We start from the raw sequence: 15,909 nt of genomic DNA, 5'->3' as shown, positions 1-15,909 counted from the left end.
CCCATGTCCCCCTGTGTGTCGTGTCGTCGTGCGCCGCGGGGCGCCCCTCCTAGAGGACCGGCAGGATGGTGGGCACGAGGTCCTGGAAGGTGCGGCCCCTGGCCGGCACGCCCAGGGCCGTCAGCGTCCAGCCCGAGCCCGACCGGTGCACCTTCGCCATGATCTGCGCGGTGTACTCGCCGCCGCCGTCGAGCGTGTAGCGGGCGAGTTCCTGGCCGTTGGTCTCGTCGACCAGCCGGCAGAAGGCGTTCTGCACTTCCTGGAAGGTCTGGCCGGTGAAGGAGTTGACGGTGAAGACGATCTGGTCGATGTGGACCGGGACGCGCGCGAGGTCGACGAGGATGGCCTCGTCGTCGCCGCCCTGCCCCGCGCCGCCGACGAGGTTGTCGCCCGTGTGCCGGACGGAGCCGTCGTCGCTCACCAAGTGGCGGAAGAAGACGACGTCGACGGGCTGCTTGTCGGCGAACAGCACAGCCGAGGCGTCCAGGTCGATCTCACGTGTGCGCGTGCCGAACAGCCCGCGCCGGGGCGCCGCCTTCCAACCAAGACCCATGCGGACCGCGCTCAGGGAGCCCCCGTCCTTCTTCTCCAGGCTGATGGCCTGACCCTTGGTCATGTTGACGGTCACGGCTGCTTTCCCCTCGTCGGTGTCCCCGGTCGCCGCGAAGTGCGCGGTTGTCCAAAACCCTATGCAGCGCCGCTGACAGTGCCGAACCCTGGCCCGCGGTTTGTGTCGGTGTTGCAACACTTCGCGCCCTTGCCGGGGTCCGGCGGCGGCTCAGGGTTCAGGCCAGACCCGCCTCCCTCATCTGGCGCAGTTCCTTCTTCATCTCGGAGACCTCGTCACGCAGCCGGGCCGCGATCTCGAACTGCAGATCCGCGGCGGCGGCACGCATACGCTCGGTCATCTCCTCGATCTGCTCGGCGAGTTCGGCTGCCGGACGGTCGGTCGGCACCGCTTCCTTCGCCTTGCCCTTGGCTGCCTTGCCGGCCTTCGCGCCCTTGGCCGCCTTGTCGCCCAGGGCGGGAACGGGAGCCTTGCCGTCCTTCTGCTTGCGGTAGCCCGAGCCGAGCAGCTGTTCGGTGTCGACCTCTTCGCGGGCGATCTGCGCGACGATGTCGTTGATCTTCTTGCGCAGCGGCTGCGGGTCGATGCCGTTCGCCGTGTTGTAGGCGATCTGCTTCTCGCGGCGGCGGTTGGTCTCGTCGATGGCCCGCTCCATCGCCGGGGTGATCTTGTCGGCGTACATATGGACCTGGCCGGAGACATTGCGCGCCGCGCGGCCGATGGTCTGGATCAGCGAGGTGCCGGAGCGCAGGAAGCCCTCCTTGTCGGCGTCGAGGATCGCCACCAGGGACACCTCTGGCAGGTCGAGGCCCTCACGCAGCAGGTTGATGCCGACCAGGACGTCGTACTCGCCGGAGCGCAGTTCGCGCAGCAGTTCGATGCGGCGCAGGGTGTCGACGTCGCTGTGCAGATAGCGCACCTGGATGCCGAGTTCCAGGAAGTAGTCGGTGAGGTCCTCGGCCATCTTCTTGGTGAGCGTGGTGACCAGGACACGCTCGTCCTTCTCGGTGCGCTTGCGGATCTCGTGCACCAGGTCGTCGATCTGGCCCTCGGTGGGCTTGACGACGACCTCCGGGTCGACCAGGCCGGTGGGGCGGATGATCTGCTCGACGACGCCGTCCCCGCGGGAGATCTCGTACGTGCCGGGGGTCGCCGACAGATACACGGCCTGCCCGATCCGCTCCTGGAACTCCTCCCACTTCAGCGGCCGGTTGTCGAGCGCCGAGGGCAAGCGGAAACCGTGCTCCACGAGGGTGCGCTTACGGGAGGCGTCGCCCTCGTACATGGCGCCGATCTGCGGCACGGTGACATGCGACTCATCGATGACGAGGAGGAAGTCGTCCGGGAAGTAGTCGAGCAGGGTGTTGGGCGGAGAGCCGGGCGAGCGGCCGTCGAAGTGCATCGAGTAGTTCTCCACGCCGGAGCAGCTGCCGATCTGGCGGAGCATCTCGATGTCGTACGTGGTGCGCATGCGCAGCCGCTGGGCCTCCAGGAGCTTGCCCTGCTTCTCCAGCTCCGCCAGGCGCTCCCCCAGCTCCTTCTCGATGTCGTTGACGGCCCGCTCCAGGCGCTCGGGACCCGCGACGTAGTGGGAGGCCGGGAAGACGTACAGCTGCTGGTCGTCGCTGATGATCTCGCCGGTGAGCGGGTGCAGCGTGGACAGCGCCTCGATCTCGTCGCCGAACATCTCGATGCGGACGGCGAGCTCCTCGTAGACCGGGAAGATCTCGATGGTGTCGCCACGGACGCGGAAGGTGCCGCGGGTGAACGCCGTGTCGTTGCGTGTGTACTGGATGTCGACGAAGCGGCGCAGCATCTCGTCGCGGTCGATCTCGTCGCCGACCCGCAGCGGGACCATCCGGTCGACGTACTCCTGCGGTGTACCGAGGCCGTAGATGCACGACACGGAGGCGACCACGATGACGTCGCGGCGCGTGAGGAGCGAGTTGGTGGCGGAGTGGCGCAGCCGCTCGACCTCCTCGTTGATCGAGGAGTCCTTCTCGATGTAGGTGTCCGACTGCGGGACGTACGCCTCGGGCTGGTAGTAGTCGTAGTACGAGACGAAGTACTCGACCGCGTTGTTCGGGAGGAGCTCACGGAACTCGTTGGCCAGCTGGGCGGCCAGTGTCTTGTTCGGCGCCATCACCAGGGTGGGGCGCTGGAGCTTCTCGATCATCCACGCGGTGGTGGCGGACTTGCCGGTGCCGGTCGCGCCGAGGAGGACGACGTCCTTCTCACCGGCCTCCACGCGCTTGGCCAGCTCGGCGATGGCCGCCGGCTGGTCGCCGCTGGGCTGGTAGGGGCTGACGACCTCGAAGGGCGCCACCGTACGTTCGATGTGGGAAACGGGCCGCATGGGTTCAACCGTACGACCCCGCACTGACAACCGGCTCTGATCAGCGATTCTGCGGGGTGCGCGAGCTGTGGTGGCTCTGCTGGCGGCCGATACTGAGCTGCGGGCGGCGGCTCGGATGGTGGGCGACCTCGTCGGCCGGGACACCCGGCTTGTGCTCCACACGGAGCCGGTCGGGCCTGCCAATGATCATCGTGGGGTCGAACATCACGACGACGGCGGCAAGGCAGAGGAAGCCCAGCGGGCCGATCAACATGGGGGCGAGCAGGGAGGCGAGCGAGTCGCCGGGAGGCGTTCCACCGGAGTCGTGGAGGTGGACGCTCATGGCGGCCATGCCGGTGTAGTGCATGCCACTGACGGCGAGTCCCATGACCAGGCTGGCACCGACGCTCCACAGGAAGCCGCGGATCTGCCCGGCCGCCCACAGGGCAGAGGTGGCGGCCACGACCCCTATCACGACCGACGCGCCCACGGTGACCGTGTTGTACTCCAGGGTCCCGTTGAGGCGCAGGCCGGCCATGCCGAGGTAGTGCATCGAGGCGATACCCAGGCCGGTGACCGTGCCGCCGGTGAAGAGCGCGGTTCCGGTGGCGCCCCGGTAGCCGGCTATGAAGACGCCGACACCCACCATGACGATGGCGAAGCCGAGGCTCGCAAAGGTGATCGATTTGTCGTAGTGGACCGGCGTCTCCTTGACGCTGAACCCCATCATGGCGACGAAGTGCATGGTCCATATGCCGGAGCCGATCGCCGCCGACCCCAGGGCGAGCCAGGCGGGCCGCCAGGACTGGGCCACCAGCATCGCCCGGGTCGTGCAGCGCAGCCCGAGGGCACCGCCGAGGCAGGCCATCAGATAGGCCACCAGCGGGGTGACGACCCCGTAGCTGAATCCGTCGACCGTGCCCTGCATACGTGGCTGCCCCTCACCCTTTGCATCCCGGAATATTTGGACTACGCCCCCGTCCCAGGACCGCCCGAGCGGTCAGGGTTGACGCAGAGAGTATGACCCGCACCGGAATGGTCGAACGATTTTCCGGCAAAGAAACACGGCCTTGCCGCAGTTGTGCGGCACCGGTGAGCGGACTTGGGTAACTCCATTCAATGTGTGGCCATCCCGCACCCGGCCGCTCTTGACTCCCTGCTGTCAGTCTTGTGCTGTCCGTATTCGCTCCACGTGAGGGGGACGCATGCACGCGCGTGCCGTTGCCGCCACCACCGCAGCGCTCCTGGGAACGGCCTCCCTGCTGAGCCCCGTGCCCGCCGCCCGGGCCGGCGACCCCCGCGAGCCCACGGTGCTCGCCCACCGGGGTGCCTCCGCCTATGCGCCCGAGAACACGCTGGCCGCCGTCGACACGGCGGCCGCGCTGGGCTTCACCTGGGTCGAGAACGATGTCCAGCGCACCAAGGACGGCCGGCTGGTCGTCGTCCACGACGACAGCCTTGAGCGCACCACGAACGTCGAAGAGGTCTTCCCCGGCCGGGCGCCCTGGAAGGTGCAGGACTTCACCGCGGCCGAGATCGCCCGGCTGGACGCGGGCAACTGGTTCTCCCCCTCGTACGCGGGCACGCGCGTGCCGACACTGGCGCAATATGTGCGCAGGGTCGAGCACAACCACGAGAAACTGCTCCTGGAGATCAAGAACCCGGAGCTGTACCCGGGCATCGAGCGGCAGATCCTCGAGTTGCTGGAAAGCGAGGGCTGGCTGGACGGCCGGCGCATCGGCCGGATCGTCGTGCAGAGCTTCAGCGCGGACAGCCTGCGCATCGTGCACGGTCTCCGGCCCGCCGTGACGACCGGCTATCTCGGCACGCCGGCCGTGGCGGCCCTGCACCGGTACGCCCGCTTCACGGACCTGATCAACCCGTCGGTGGGATCGATCTCCGCCGGGTATGTCACCTCCGTGCACTCGTTCGACGGCCCGCACGGCAAGCCGCTGCGCGTCTTCACCTGGACGGTGAACGACGCGGCCACCACGTGGAAGGCCGTCGGCTACGGCGTCGACGGGATCATTACCAACAAGCCGGACGTGGTACGGGCCGCGCTGCACGCGAACTGAGCGCGACCGGGCGGGCCGGCGTTGTCAGTGGCGGGTCGTACGGTGGGGCGCATGGACAGCGAAGGGCAGTACGAGCAGCGGGTGGTGTGGGCCGTCGTGGGCACCGACATCGGTCCGCTGCTGCTGGCGGCGACCCGCGAGGGCCTGGTCACCGTGGTCTTCCACGCCACGGACGCGGTACGCGAGCGGACTCTGGAGCGGCTGACGGCCCGGCTGGGCGCCGAGGCCGTCGAGGACGCCGGGGCGCCGGTGCTGGCCGAGGCGATACGCCAGCTGCGGGGGTACTTCGCGGGCGAGCGGCAGGACTTCGACCTGCCGCTGGACTGGTCGCTGATCTCCGGCTTCAACCGGCAGGTGCTGCGCGAACTGGCCGCCGGTGTCCCGTACGGCACCGTGGTCGGATACGGCGATCTGGCCGGGCGGGTCGGGCAGCCCGGCGGGGCGCAGGCGGTGGGCGCGGCGATGGGCGCCAATCCGCTGCCGGTCGTCGTGCCGTGTCACCGGGTAGTGGAGAGCGACGGCGGCATCGGCGGGTTCGGCGGCGGTCGGGAGACCAAGCGGAAGCTGCTCGCTCTGGAGGGCGTCCTGCCCGAGCCGCTGTTCTGAGGCACTGCGGCAGGAGCCGGCGGTCAGCCGTAGTGGCGTGCCTCGACGACATTGCCGTCCGGGTCTCGGAAGTAGAAGTTGCGCGGGGCCTTCCCGCGAGCGCCGAAGGAGTCGCGGCCGATGTCCGTCATGGGGACGGCATACTCGGCGAGGCGGGCGCGCAGGGCGTCGAACGCGTCGGACGGCAAGCACAGACAGATGTGGTTCACCGGGTGGCCCGCGCTGTCGGCGGAGCCGGGGAGCGCCGGCATGCGCTCGGCGAGGGTGACCGGCGCGAGGTCGAGGATCGTTTCCTCGTTGACGCGTACGGAGGGGAAAGACACCTCTCCTGAAGCGAACTCGGCGACCCTCAAGGGCTCCAGGCCGAGCATCCGCTCGTAGAAGCCGGCCGCGGCGACCGGATCGGCGACCCAGAGGACGACGTGGTCCAGACGTGCCGTGTGATTCGTCATACGCCCCAGGCTGGTGGCGTCCCGCACCTGCCGCAAGCGTTTAGCCGGGTGCGCCGCCCGCCAGAGATGAGGGAAGACCGACGGACAGGAGGCAAGCGCGGTGCTGGTGGTGTCGGAAGAGGTCCGTGAGGCGCTAGGCGCCGGCCGGGCAGTGGTGGCTCTGGAGTCCACGATCATCGCGCACGGGCTGCCGCGCCCGCGCAACCTCCAGGTGGCGCTGGAGCTGGAAGGGGAGGTACGGCGCGAGGGTGCCGTGCCCGCGACCATCGCGGTGCTGGACGGGCGGCCTCATGTCGGCCTGGCCAAAGACGAGTTGGAGCGGGTCGCCAACGAGGACGGGATCCGCAAGCTGGGCCATCGCGACCTGCCGCTGGCCGTGGCGGCGGGGGCGAGCGGGGCGACCACGGTGTCGGCGACGGCGCAGCTGGCGGCACTGGCCGGCATCCGGGTGTTCGCGACGGGCGGTCTTGGCGGGGTGCACCAGGAGTGGACGGTGACCCAGGACGAGTCCGCCGATCTGGGCCTGCTGGCTCGCACCAGGATCACGGTGGTGTGTGCCGGCGTGAAGTCGATCCTGGACGTGCCGGCGACCTTGCAGCGTCTGGAGACCCTGGGGGTGTCGGTGGCCGGTTACGGCACGGACCGTTTCCCCGGCTTCTATCTGTCCGACTCCGGGCACCCGGTCGACTGGACGCTGGAGACCCCGGCGCAGGTCGCGGAGGTCATGCGAGCGCAGGACGCGCTCGACGCGGCGGACACGGCACTGATCGTCGCCCATCCGGTCCCGGAGGCGCAGCAGCTCGATCCCGCGCTGCACGCGCGTGTGCTCGCCGACGCGCTGCACGCGTGCGACGCCGAGGGGATCACCGGTCAGGCGGTCACACCGTTCCTGCTCGACTATCTGGTCCACCACACGGACGGCGCCTCGCTGGAGGCCAACCTGGCGGCCGTGCGCGGCAACGTACGGCTGGCGGCGCGGATCGCGTCGGCGTGGGCCAGGGGGTGACGACAGCCGGAGAGGGCGCGCTGCTGGTCGTCGGGGACGTCGTCACCGATGTCGTCGCGCGGCACCGGGGTCCGCTCGCGACCGGCACGGACACGGCCGCCGTGATCCGGACCGTGCCCGGCGGAGCGGGCGCCAACGTGGCCTGCTGGGCCGCCCGCACGGGCTGCGCGGACGTACGGCTGCTGGGACGGGTCGGCGCGGACGCGGCCGAGTGGCACGAGCGGGAGCTGGTCGCGGCCGGGGTGCGGCCACGGCTCGTGGTGGACCCCGAGGCCGCGACGGGGACGGTCGTCTGCCTGGTCGACAACGGCGCTTCGGCCGAGCGCACCTTTCTCACGGACAGCGGGGCGTCCCTGCGGCTGGAACCCGCCGACTGGTCGGACGCGCTGCTCGACGGGGTCGCCCGGCTGCATCTCTCGGGCTATCTGCTGTTCTCCGAGCCGAGCCGGGCGCTGGTGGCGGTGGCACTGGCGTCGGCACGCGCGCGTGGCGTACCGGTGAGCCTCGATCCTGCGTCGGCCGGGTTCCTCGTGGCGCTGGGCGTGGACCGCTTCCTGGCGCTCGTCGAGGGTGTGGACGTCCTGCTGCCGAGCCGGGACGAGGTCTGTCTGCTGACGGGGCTGCCCGATCCGGCGGACGCGGCGGCCGAGTTGAGCCGCCATGTGCCGCTGGTCATAGCCAAGGCGGGGGCGGACGGCGCGCTGGTCGCCGAGGCGGGCGGCGTCCTCACGCGGGTTCCGGCCGAACCGGCGACGCCCCGGGACACCACGGGCGCCGGTGACGCCTTCACCGGGGCGTTCCTCGCCGCGCTGGTCGCCGGCGCGGATCCCGCGGAAGCGGCGGCGCGGGGCTGCCGCGCGGGCGCAAGGGCGGTGGAACGTGTGGGCGCCAGACCGCCCGTCCACGGCTGACACGGCACCGCGACCCAAGGCTGCGTCACCTCACTGGCACGCTTATTCCTTGCGGCCCCACGCCGAGATCATCGGGGCCGTGGCGAGGTCCATGCTGCCCGCCGCGACATTGACCAGGTGCTGGTCGATCTCCTCGTCCGTGGCCAGACCCGCGGTGACGAGCTGGTCGCGGATCTGCCGGACCGTGGCGGTCTCCAGGGCGGAGCAGGCGGGCGAGGCGACGGGGAAGTAGGCGTCGGCCTCCACGTGGTGCAGCCCGGCCTCGCGGAGCAGCCGCGGGAGTTTGCGGCCGTACGACAGGTCGGCGCCGCGTTCGGCGAGGAGCTTGCGGAAGGCCTGGCGCAGGCGGTTGGCGAGCTGCTGCTCGGCGCCGTACTCGTAGGGGCAGGTCAGGGGCTGGAGGGCGGGGTCGGCGTCCTCGATCAGCAGCCGTCCGCCGGGGCGCAGGGCCTTGATCATGGAGCGCAACGCCCGTTCCCGATCAGGGACATGGACCAGTACGAGCCGGGCGTGCACCAGGTCGAAGCCCTCCCCCGGCGGCTCCTCGGCACCGACATCGTGAGTGCGGACCTCGACCGGAGCGCGGCCCGCCGTGGCGAGCAGCGAGGTGTTGATGTCGGTGGCGACCACCTGGCCGGTCGGTCCGACCTTCTTGGCCAGCCAGGACACCACGGACGTGCCGCCGGCCCCGACCTCCCAGCAGCGCCAGCCCGGCCCGAGACCGCATGTCTCAAGGTGCCGGAAGGTGGTGGGGTCAAAGAGGGTGGCGAAGGCATCGAAGCGCTGTCCAGCCTCGCTCTGGCGGTTGTCGAGGAGGTATCCGTCGGCTTGTGTCATGAGGCGATCATCCCAGTTGCCCGGGTTGTCCGGGACGGTCGACGCTCCGGGACGGCGGGAGTGCGGCCGCCGGACACGGGGAACTCGTGGTCGGCGGGCGGGAAGAGGCGTCGGGAGCCGGGTTGTCCACAGGCGGGAACCAACCGGAACTCGCTGCTCCCACAGGCTTACCCGGGTCTCACGGAGGGCTGGCAGACTTGCCCGTCAGGGCGCGCAAGCGTTGCAGGGGGGATCCACGCAAGGAGATCCGGATGACGATGGCAGGGAATCTGCGGAAGGTCACAGGGCTGGGCAGGGACGGCGGCCTGCGCAAGGTGGCGCGGCTGGCCCGGCGGCGGCCCCGCGTCGACCTGAACCATCACGCGCGGTCCCCGCTGGGCTCCTCCGTGGTCAACTGCGTGACGTACGAGAAGGGAGCGCGGGTCCCGGAGTGCAGCGATCTCCACTCCGCCGTGGAGCGGGTGCGCAAGAGGGGCGAGGGGTTCGTCTGGCTGGGGCTGCACGAGCCGACGGACAGCGAGTTCGCGGGCATCGCCGAGTTGTTCGACCTGCACCCGCTGGCCGTGGAGGACGCGGTCGAGGCCCATCAGCGACCGAAGGTGGAGCGGTACGGTGAGACGTTGTTCGCGGTGTTCAAGACGGTCTGCTACGTCGAGCACGAGGAGCTGACGGCGACCAGTGAGGTGGTGAACACCGGCGAGATCATGGTGTTCGTCGGCGAGGAGTTCGTGATCACGGTGCGGCACGGCCGGCACGGCTCACTGGGGCCGCTGCGTGAGGAACTGGAGGCGACACCGAGCCAGCTCGCCAAGGGGCCGGCGGCGGTGCTGCACGCGATCGCGGACCATGTGGTCGACGACTATCTGAGCGTCACGGACGCGGTGCAGGGCGACATCGATCAGGTCGAGGCGGACGTGTTCGCGGAGGACGGCGCGCGGGCCGACCCGGGGCGGATCTACCAGATGAAGCGTGAACTGCTTGAGCTGAAGCGGGCGGTGGTGCCGCTCGGCCGGCCCATGGAGGAGCTGACCACCCGGCCGATACGGGTGATCGCCCCGGAGATACAGGCGTACTTCCGGGACGTGTTCGACCATCTGATGCGGGCCAAGGAGCAGATCGCGTCCTTCGACGAACTGCTCAACTCCATTCTCCAGGCGCATCTGGCGCAGGTGACGGTCGCACAGAACGAGGACATGCGGAAGATCACGGCCTGGGCAGCGGTGATCGCCGTGCCGACGATGGTGTGCGGGGTGTACGGCATGAACTTCGATCACATGCCGGAGCTGCACTGGCGGTTCGGCTATCCGCTCGTCATCGGTGTTATATCCCTGGCCTGTCTGGTGCTGTACCGAGGCTTCCGGCGCAACGGCTGGCTTTGAGTTCCGTGGCCTCCTGAGGTCACCTCAGGCCGAGAAGGCGACGATCCTGCGCGGGACGACCCTGATGATCAGGCGGACCTCGTCGTCCTTCTCTCCGGGCGGGTCGATGCCGAGGTACTTGTGGGAGAGCTCGTACGGAAGCCGCTTGGCCTCGTCCGGGAGGATCTCGGCGGTGCCGCGGATCTCGGCCGAGTGGTAGTGGTTGGCCAGGTCGAAGACCGTGAGGCTGACGCGGGGGTCACGGCGGAGGTTGCGCACCTTCTGGCGGCCGTCGGTGGAGGAGAACAGCAGGGTGTCCCCGTCGCGTTTGATCCAGACCACCGAGTTCTGCGGGGCGCCGCCGGGGCCGAGGGTGGCGACGCTGGCGAAGTTCTTGCCGTCGAGGAGGGCGCGGACGGAGTCGTCGAAGGTGACGGGAGTGTTCGAGGAGGTCGGCATACGGGCACCCTAGTTATATGCGCGCGCATCAAAATGTGGTTTGCCGTATTGCCCGCTGAAAGCAGTTCAGTCAGGCCGGCCGCCGGGGGCCTCAGCCGCTCCACGCCGGATGCCGCGGGTCGTCGGCCCGGACCAGGACGTCGGCCGTGCCGGCGGGGTCGCTCTCGGCTTCGTAGCGATCGAAGGCGGGGAGGGTCCAGTGCTCGGACTCGGGGGTACGGCGGCGCAGGGCGCCGGGAGACAGCAGGAGGTGGACGGTCAGGTCGAACGGGAACCAGTGCCGCAGCAGGAGCGGCCCGTGCAGCAACAGAATGCCGCCGGGCGGGAGTTGCACATAGGGGCTGCGGGTGGCGCGGTCGGTGGCCGGGTCCCACAGGTCGGGCAGGACACGGCCGGTCCCGCCGGGGTCGAGGGGGCCGAAGACCTCCCGCCACAGGGCGTTGGTGTCGAACCAGCCGCCGTAGTACGACTCCGCGTCGCGGCGACCGTGCTCCAGACGCAGCGAGGCGGGGCGCAGAAAGCCCTCGGCGCCCACCACGAGCGACGGCCGGCCCCGTAGGCGCAACGCCTCCGCGACGCGCTCCGCGAGGTCCCCGGGCCGGGCGGCCGGGGCGCCGTCGAGGGCGACACGCGGCCAGGCACCCCCGTCGGCGGGCTTCAGCACGACCAGCCGCTCGGCGAGGCGCTCGGCGAGCCGGTCCCAGGTGATCGCTTGGAGTCGCACGGGGTCATGATGCCGTGTGGGCCAGGGGCGGGAAGGTGCCGGGGGCACGGCACCCGGTGAGGTTCGTCAGGATGCCGAGTGCCGTGAGTCGCGGTGTGGCCGCGGGCGACCATGCCGTATTCCCGGCCGAACGCCGGTCGTGTGACCCCTGCCGCCGACCGGGGCTCGTAGCGGGATCCGTCTCGCAGCGTCGCGAACGCGACCGGGGTCGGCATGGGAGCCGGCGAGCATCTGTGCCCACCGGCGTGCGGACGTGAAATCCGTCGCCAGAGAGGGGAAAGAACCGCATATGACGCGCCTCGCAACTCCCCCTCACCACGGTGGACTTCTGGTTGTGCAGCCTCTTCGGCACAAGCGGTGTGCGGCCTGTCGGCGGGGGCCGTTGTCGATGCTGGTGCTGGAGGACGGGGCGCCGCGGTGTCTGGCGTGTGCCGATCTGGGGCACCTGGTGTTCCTGCCGTGTGGGGACACGGCGCTGACCCGGCGGTCGCGGGAGGAGAGCACGCTCTCGGCGGTGGTGGTGCGGTTCAACCGGCGCAAGAGCCGGTACGAGCGGCAGGGTGTCCTTGTAGAGGAGGCCGCGCTGGCCCGGGCCGAGGCACGGTGTCTGGCCGATGCCGAGGCGCGGCGGCGGCGCCGGGCGCGGGACGCGAAGCGGCGGGCGGCGGAGGACGTGCGGTTCACGAAGGCCTTCGCGGCGGAGATCCTGCGCTTGTTCCCGGGCTGCCCGGTGGAGCGGGCCCGGGCGATCGCGGCGCACGCGTCGGTGCGGGGCAGCGGGCGGGTGGGGCGGACCGCGGCCGGGCGGGCGCTGACGGAGGGGGCGGTGGTCTCGGCGGTGGTGGCGGGGGTACGGCATGTGGACACGTCGTACGACCAGCTGCTGATGAGCGGGGTGCCACGGTACGAGGCGCGGCGGCGGATCGCGCGGACGGTGGAGGCGGTGCTGCGGGAGTGGGAGGCCGGGGTGGAGATTCGCTTGACGGGCTGACGCGGGGCAGGACAGCCGACCGGTTGGCGCGCGGCGGGGCCGCCGGGGCGTCGGCGGGAGCGGTAAAGATGCCGTCGCGGCAGCGAGGTGGGGGCGGGCGCGGAGGCGGGGACGGGAGGGGGAAGGGGGGTGAATTTGGGCGGATGCGTATGTGGACGTGCTTCACAGCCATGGGAAGCGGTCGCTCGTGGGCATTGACTTGAGTGGCGGAGGTGCACAAGGCGAGGAGCGAGAGTGAGTGTGATGGTCGTGATCGACGGGCCGTATTACGTACTGGTCCTGCTGGGGGTACTGGGCACCGGGCTGGTGGCGGGGGTGTTCTGCGGGTTCTCGACCTTCGTGATGCGCGGGCTGGCCTCGTTGCCGCCGGCGCAGGGGGTCGCCGCGATGAACGCGATCAACCGGGCCGCCCTGACCCCCGCGTTCATGCTGGTGTTCGCCGGGTCGGCGGTGCTGTGCGCGATGATCGCGGTGGTGACGTTCGTGGTGTGGCCGGACGAAGGGAAGACGGAGCTGCTGCTGGGCAGCGCGCTGTATCTGCTCGGTTCCTTCGGGCTGACCTTGGTGGCGAACGTGCCCAGGAACGAGGCGCTGGCCAAGCTGGAGCCGGGCACCCCGGAGGCCGCCTCCTACTGGCCGGCGTATGTGCGTGAGTGGACGCAGTGGAACCATGTGCGCACCCTCGCGTCGGCCGCGGCGGCGGTCCTCTATGTACTGGCCCTGTCCTGAGGGAGGCATGGAAGAAAACTGACACCCGACTGGCACCCGGCTGGCTCGCGGCCGGCCTCCGGCTGGCTGCCGCCTGAGGAAGCCCCGGCAGAAGGCTCTGTCAGCCACTCTGCGGGCGCAACCGAGCAGACGTATCGTGGCCGAAAGAGTGCCGCCCGATGACGCACGGCCTGGGGCAACGCACACGAGGAAGTCGACCATGGCCGATCCCAAGGGTTTCATGACCACGCCGCGGGAGGAGTGGCCGCGGCGGCCGGTCGAGGAGCGGGTCCGGGACTGGGACGAGGTGTACGTCCCCGGGGCGCTGCTGCCCATCATCAGCAAGCAGGCGGACCGCTGCATGGACTGCGGGGTGCCGTTCTGCCACGACGCTTGTCCGCTGGGCAATCTGATCCCCGAGTGGAACGACCTGGTGTCGCGGGAGGACTGGCTGGCAGCGAGCGACCGACTGCACGCGACGAACAACTTCCCCGAGTTCACGGGGAGGTTGTGTCCGGCGCCGTGCGAGGCGGGGTGTGTGCTCGCGATCAACCAGCCGGCCGTCACGATCAAAAACGTCGAGTGCGCCATCGCCGACCGGGCCTGGGCGGAGGGGTTCGCCTCGCCGCGGCCGCCGGAGCGGCTGTCCGGGCGGACCGTGGCGGTGATCGGGTCCGGTCCGACCGGGCTCGCGGCGGCGCAGCAGCTGACCCGGGCCGGTCACACCGTCGCCGTGTACGAGAGGGACGACCGGCTCGGCGGGCTGATGCGGTACGGGATCCCCGCGTTCAAGATGGAGAAGCACCATCTGGAGCGGCGACTGGGGCAGATACGGGCCGAGGGGACGAAGTTCCGTACGTCGGTGACGGTGGGGCGGGACATCGGGGCGGCGGAGCTGCGGGCGCGGTACGACGCGGTGGTGATCGCGACCGGCGCGACGGCGTGGCGGGAACTTCCGGTGCCAGGTCGGGAGTTGGACGGGATACACCAGGCGATGGAGTATCTGCCGCTGGCCAACCGGGTGTGCGCTGGGGATCTGGCTCGGTCGCCGATGTCGGCGGCCGGCAAGCATGTGGTGATCGTGGGCGGGGGTGACACGGGGGCGGACTGTCTGGGGACGGCGGTGCGGGACCGGGCCGCGTCGGTGACCCAGCTGGACATCTACGCGCAGCCGGGAACGGAGCGGGACGAGGACATCGAGCCGTGGCCGACGTATCCCAAGATTTACCGGCTGTCGGCGGCGCACGAGGAGGCGCGGGACCTGGAGACGGCGCCCGCGGCGCACGCGGACGCGCGGTTGTTCGCGGCGTCGACGCTTCGCTTCACCGGCGACGAGAGCGGGCATGTGCAGTCGCTGCACCTGGTGGAGGTGGACGCGGCGCGGCGGCCGGTGCAGGGGAGCGGTCGGACGCTGCCCGCCGACATGGTGCTGCTCGCGCTCGGTTTCTCGGGGCCCGACCGGAAGGACGGGCTGATCGACCAACTGGGGGTGGTGACGGACCCGCGCGGGACGATCGCCCGGGACGCGGAGTTCACCACGAACGTGCCTGGTGTGTTCGCCGCGGGGGACGCGGCGCGTGGGCAGTCGCTCATCGTCTGGGCGATCGCGGAGGGGCGGGCGGTGGCGGCGACCGTCGACCGCTACCTGACGGGGAGCTCGCAGCTGCCGGGGCCGATATCGCCGTACGACCGGCCGATGACCGTGTAGGCGAGGGGTGGCGAGGGGGTCCGGCGCCGCCGGGACGTGCCGTCGTGCTGGACTGGTCGACGCGCAGGGACCCGGCGCCGTACCGCTGGACCGGCCGATTGGACCGGCCGACCCACTTCGGCCTGAGCCGCGTCCCCGGCCGGATGCGGCAGCCTCCGTTCCCCGTGGTGGCCGTCAGCCGGCAGGTGGACGCCGCCGGCGCAGGTGAGCGTGGGGCTGACCCCGGCCGGCGGCCTCTCCCCCCTCCCGGAGAACTCCCCCCGAGACCCCGGTTACGGCTTGCGCCCCACCGCCCCGTACCCCGGAATCACCCCGTCGTCCTGCCCCGGCACCGGCTCGCCCAGTTCCGGCCGCCAGTGGTGGACCACCGAGACGCCGGGGTCGACCAGGTCCAGGCCGTCGAAGAAGCGGCCGAACTCCTCCTGGGAGCGCAGCGCCAGGGTGACTCCGGCCGCCTTGAGTTTCGCGGTGGCCGCCGCCGACTCCTCCGGGGTGAAGTCGGCGGTGGCGTGGGTCATCATCAGGTAGCTGCCGGACGGCAGTTCGGCCAGCAGTCGGCCCACCAGCTCGTGCGCCCCGTCCTCGTCGGAGACGAAGTGGAGCAGGGCGACGAGCGAGAGCGCGACCGGCCGGTCGAGGTCCAGGACCTCACGCGTGCCAGCGATGATCGCCGCCGGGTCGCGCACATCGGCCTGGAGGTACTCCGTCGCACCCTCGGGCATGCCGCGCAGCAGGGCGGCCGCGTGGGCCAGCACGATCGGGTCGTTGTCGCAGTAGACGATCCGGGCCTCGGGCGCGACGCCCTGGGCGATCTGGTGCAGGTTGGGCTCGGTCGGGATGCCCGTGCCGACGTCCAGGAACTGCCGTACGCCCTGCTCGGCCAGCCACCGGGTGGCGCGGTGCATGAAGGCGCGGTTGACCCGCGCCATCACCGGCACGCGGGGGTCGAGGGCCAGCATCTGCTTGCCCATCTCCTCGTCGACCGGGTAGTTGTCCTTGCCGCCGAGATACCAGTCGTACATCCGCGCGGGATGCGGCTTGCTGGTGTCGATCACGGTACGGTCCTGCCCGGTCATGAGGCACTCCATAAGCGACTGACGCTGTCAATGATCAATTTAGTACCAAGAGAAGGGAGTTCAAGAAAAGGGAGTTGAACAAGGAGGAGAGCAGC

At 70.5% G+C, this 15,909-nt stretch carries 16 protein-coding genes; 8 read left to right on the top strand and 8 right to left on the bottom strand.

The window, feature by feature from the left end; all coding sequences use genetic code 11:
* Positions 1–49 precede the first annotated feature (49 nt).
* The 3 genes from ABZ396_RS09830 to ABZ396_RS09820 all read right to left on the bottom strand — a co-directional run bounded on the left by ABZ396_RS09830 (position 50) and on the right by ABZ396_RS09820 (position 3,831).
* Complete coding sequence (locus ABZ396_RS09830) at positions 50–628, bottom strand: TerD family protein (RefSeq protein ID WP_358914427.1); 579 nt, start codon at positions 626–628, stop codon at positions 50–52.
* A 157-nt stretch (positions 629–785) separates the two neighbouring features.
* Complete coding sequence (uvrB, locus tag ABZ396_RS09825) at positions 786–2,924, bottom strand: excinuclease ABC subunit UvrB (RefSeq protein ID WP_358914425.1); 2,139 nt, start codon at positions 2,922–2,924, stop codon at positions 786–788.
* A gap of 40 nt (positions 2,925–2,964) precedes the next feature.
* Positions 2,965–3,831 carry an MHYT domain-containing protein gene (locus ABZ396_RS09820; protein ID WP_358914423.1) on the bottom strand — a complete coding sequence of 289 codons (867 nt, stop codon included), beginning with the start codon at positions 3,829–3,831 and terminating at the stop codon, positions 2,965–2,967.
* Positions 3,832–4,108: 277 nt separating this feature from the next.
* Here ABZ396_RS09820 and ABZ396_RS09815 point away from each other — a divergent pair, with 277 nt between their 5' ends.
* Together ABZ396_RS09815 and ABZ396_RS09810 are read left to right on the top strand one after the other, a co-directional pair.
* A complete protein-coding gene (locus tag ABZ396_RS09815; RefSeq protein WP_358914421.1) occupies positions 4,109–4,978 on the top strand; it encodes a glycerophosphodiester phosphodiesterase family protein in 870 nt (289 codons plus the stop codon).
* Between the two features lie 51 nt (positions 4,979–5,029).
* Positions 5,030–5,584, top strand: a complete 555-nt coding sequence (locus tag ABZ396_RS09810) for a methylated-DNA--[protein]-cysteine S-methyltransferase (RefSeq protein WP_358914419.1) — start codon at positions 5,030–5,032, stop codon at positions 5,582–5,584.
* A 23-nt stretch (positions 5,585–5,607) separates the two neighbouring features.
* Here the strand turns inward: ABZ396_RS09810 and ABZ396_RS09805 are convergent, their stop codons facing one another.
* Positions 5,608–6,036, bottom strand: a complete 429-nt coding sequence (locus tag ABZ396_RS09805) for a VOC family protein (protein ID WP_358914417.1) — start codon at positions 6,034–6,036, stop codon at positions 5,608–5,610.
* Positions 6,037–6,136: 100 nt separating this feature from the next.
* On the opposite strand from ABZ396_RS09805, the gene ABZ396_RS09800 reads away from it, so the two are divergent.
* Entirely contained in the window at positions 6,137–7,042 is a 906-nt protein-coding gene (locus ABZ396_RS09800; protein ID WP_358914415.1) for a pseudouridine-5'-phosphate glycosidase, read from the top strand.
* Positions 7,039–7,953 carry a PfkB family carbohydrate kinase gene (locus ABZ396_RS09795; protein WP_358914413.1) on the top strand — a complete coding sequence of 305 codons (915 nt, stop codon included), beginning with the start codon at positions 7,039–7,041 and terminating at the stop codon, positions 7,951–7,953. The genes ABZ396_RS09800 and ABZ396_RS09795 overlap by 4 nt, the downstream gene beginning before the upstream one ends.
* A gap of 42 nt (positions 7,954–7,995) precedes the next feature.
* Here ABZ396_RS09795 and ABZ396_RS09790 read toward each other — a convergent pair whose 3' ends face one another.
* Entirely contained in the window at positions 7,996–8,790 is a 795-nt protein-coding gene (locus tag ABZ396_RS09790; RefSeq protein WP_358914411.1) for a methyltransferase domain-containing protein, read from the bottom strand.
* Between the two features lie 251 nt (positions 8,791–9,041).
* Between ABZ396_RS09790 and ABZ396_RS09785 the strand changes: the two genes are divergently transcribed.
* On the top strand, positions 9,042–10,169 hold the full coding sequence (locus ABZ396_RS09785; RefSeq protein ID WP_358914409.1) for a magnesium and cobalt transport protein CorA: 1,128 nt from the start codon (positions 9,042–9,044) through the stop codon (positions 10,167–10,169).
* Positions 10,170–10,193: 24 nt separating this feature from the next.
* Here the strand turns inward: ABZ396_RS09785 and ABZ396_RS09780 are convergent, their stop codons facing one another.
* Both ABZ396_RS09780 and ABZ396_RS09775 read right to left on the bottom strand, forming a co-directional pair.
* On the bottom strand, positions 10,194–10,607 hold the full coding sequence (locus ABZ396_RS09780) for a PPOX class F420-dependent oxidoreductase (protein ID WP_358914407.1): 414 nt from the start codon (positions 10,605–10,607) through the stop codon (positions 10,194–10,196).
* Positions 10,608–10,698: 91 nt separating this feature from the next.
* Entirely contained in the window at positions 10,699–11,331 is a 633-nt protein-coding gene (locus ABZ396_RS09775; protein WP_358914406.1) for a uridine kinase, read from the bottom strand.
* A gap of 289 nt (positions 11,332–11,620) precedes the next feature.
* On the opposite strand from ABZ396_RS09775, the gene ABZ396_RS09770 reads away from it, so the two are divergent.
* From ABZ396_RS09770 to ABZ396_RS09760, 3 genes are all read left to right on the top strand, one after another.
* A complete protein-coding gene (locus ABZ396_RS09770) occupies positions 11,621–12,322 on the top strand; it encodes a DUF2293 domain-containing protein (RefSeq protein ID WP_358914404.1) in 702 nt (233 codons plus the stop codon).
* A 249-nt stretch (positions 12,323–12,571) separates the two neighbouring features.
* Positions 12,572–13,051: an anthrone oxygenase family protein gene (locus tag ABZ396_RS09765; RefSeq protein ID WP_358914782.1), complete on the top strand. Its 480-nt coding sequence runs from the start codon at positions 12,572–12,574 to the stop codon at positions 13,049–13,051.
* A gap of 199 nt (positions 13,052–13,250) precedes the next feature.
* On the top strand, positions 13,251–14,738 hold the full coding sequence (locus ABZ396_RS09760; RefSeq protein WP_358914402.1) for a glutamate synthase subunit beta: 1,488 nt from the start codon (positions 13,251–13,253) through the stop codon (positions 14,736–14,738).
* A 272-nt stretch (positions 14,739–15,010) separates the two neighbouring features.
* Here ABZ396_RS09760 and ABZ396_RS09755 read toward each other — a convergent pair whose 3' ends face one another.
* Positions 15,011–15,814 (bottom strand): SAM-dependent methyltransferase, encoded by an 804-nt coding sequence (locus tag ABZ396_RS09755; RefSeq protein ID WP_358914400.1) that lies wholly within the window; start codon positions 15,812–15,814, stop codon positions 15,011–15,013.
* Between the last annotated feature and the right edge of the window lie 95 nt (positions 15,815–15,909).

Source organism: Streptomyces sp. NPDC005866 (assembly GCF_040629895.1).
GTDB lineage: Bacteria > Actinomycetota > Actinomycetes > Streptomycetales > Streptomycetaceae > Streptomyces.
The sequence above is the reverse complement of the archived record's forward strand: the minus strand, read 5'-3'. Positions and strand labels throughout refer to the sequence as shown.

Coding starts and splice junctions, on each gene's coding strand:
- uvrB (WP_358914425.1), bottom strand. CDS start 2,924: ATGCGGCCCGTTTCCCACATCGAACGTACGGTGGCGCCCTTCGAGGTC.
- ABZ396_RS09785 (WP_358914409.1), top strand. CDS start 9,042: ATGACGATGGCAGGGAATCTGCGGAAGGTCACAGGGCTGGGCAGGGAC.
- ABZ396_RS09770 (WP_358914404.1), top strand. CDS start 11,621: ATGACGCGCCTCGCAACTCCCCCTCACCACGGTGGACTTCTGGTTGTG.
- ABZ396_RS09790 (WP_358914411.1), bottom strand. CDS start 8,790: ATGACACAAGCCGACGGATACCTCCTCGACAACCGCCAGAGCGAGGCT.
- ABZ396_RS09815 (WP_358914421.1), top strand. CDS start 4,109: ATGCACGCGCGTGCCGTTGCCGCCACCACCGCAGCGCTCCTGGGAACG.
- ABZ396_RS09760 (WP_358914402.1), top strand. CDS start 13,251: ATGGCCGATCCCAAGGGTTTCATGACCACGCCGCGGGAGGAGTGGCCG.
- ABZ396_RS09780 (WP_358914407.1), bottom strand. CDS start 10,607: ATGCCGACCTCCTCGAACACTCCCGTCACCTTCGACGACTCCGTCCGC.
- ABZ396_RS09820 (WP_358914423.1), bottom strand. CDS start 3,831: ATGCAGGGCACGGTCGACGGATTCAGCTACGGGGTCGTCACCCCGCTG.
- ABZ396_RS09805 (WP_358914417.1), bottom strand. CDS start 6,036: ATGACGAATCACACGGCACGTCTGGACCACGTCGTCCTCTGGGTCGCC.
- ABZ396_RS09755 (WP_358914400.1), bottom strand. CDS start 15,814: ATGACCGGGCAGGACCGTACCGTGATCGACACCAGCAAGCCGCATCCC.
- ABZ396_RS09810 (WP_358914419.1), top strand. CDS start 5,030: ATGGACAGCGAAGGGCAGTACGAGCAGCGGGTGGTGTGGGCCGTCGTG.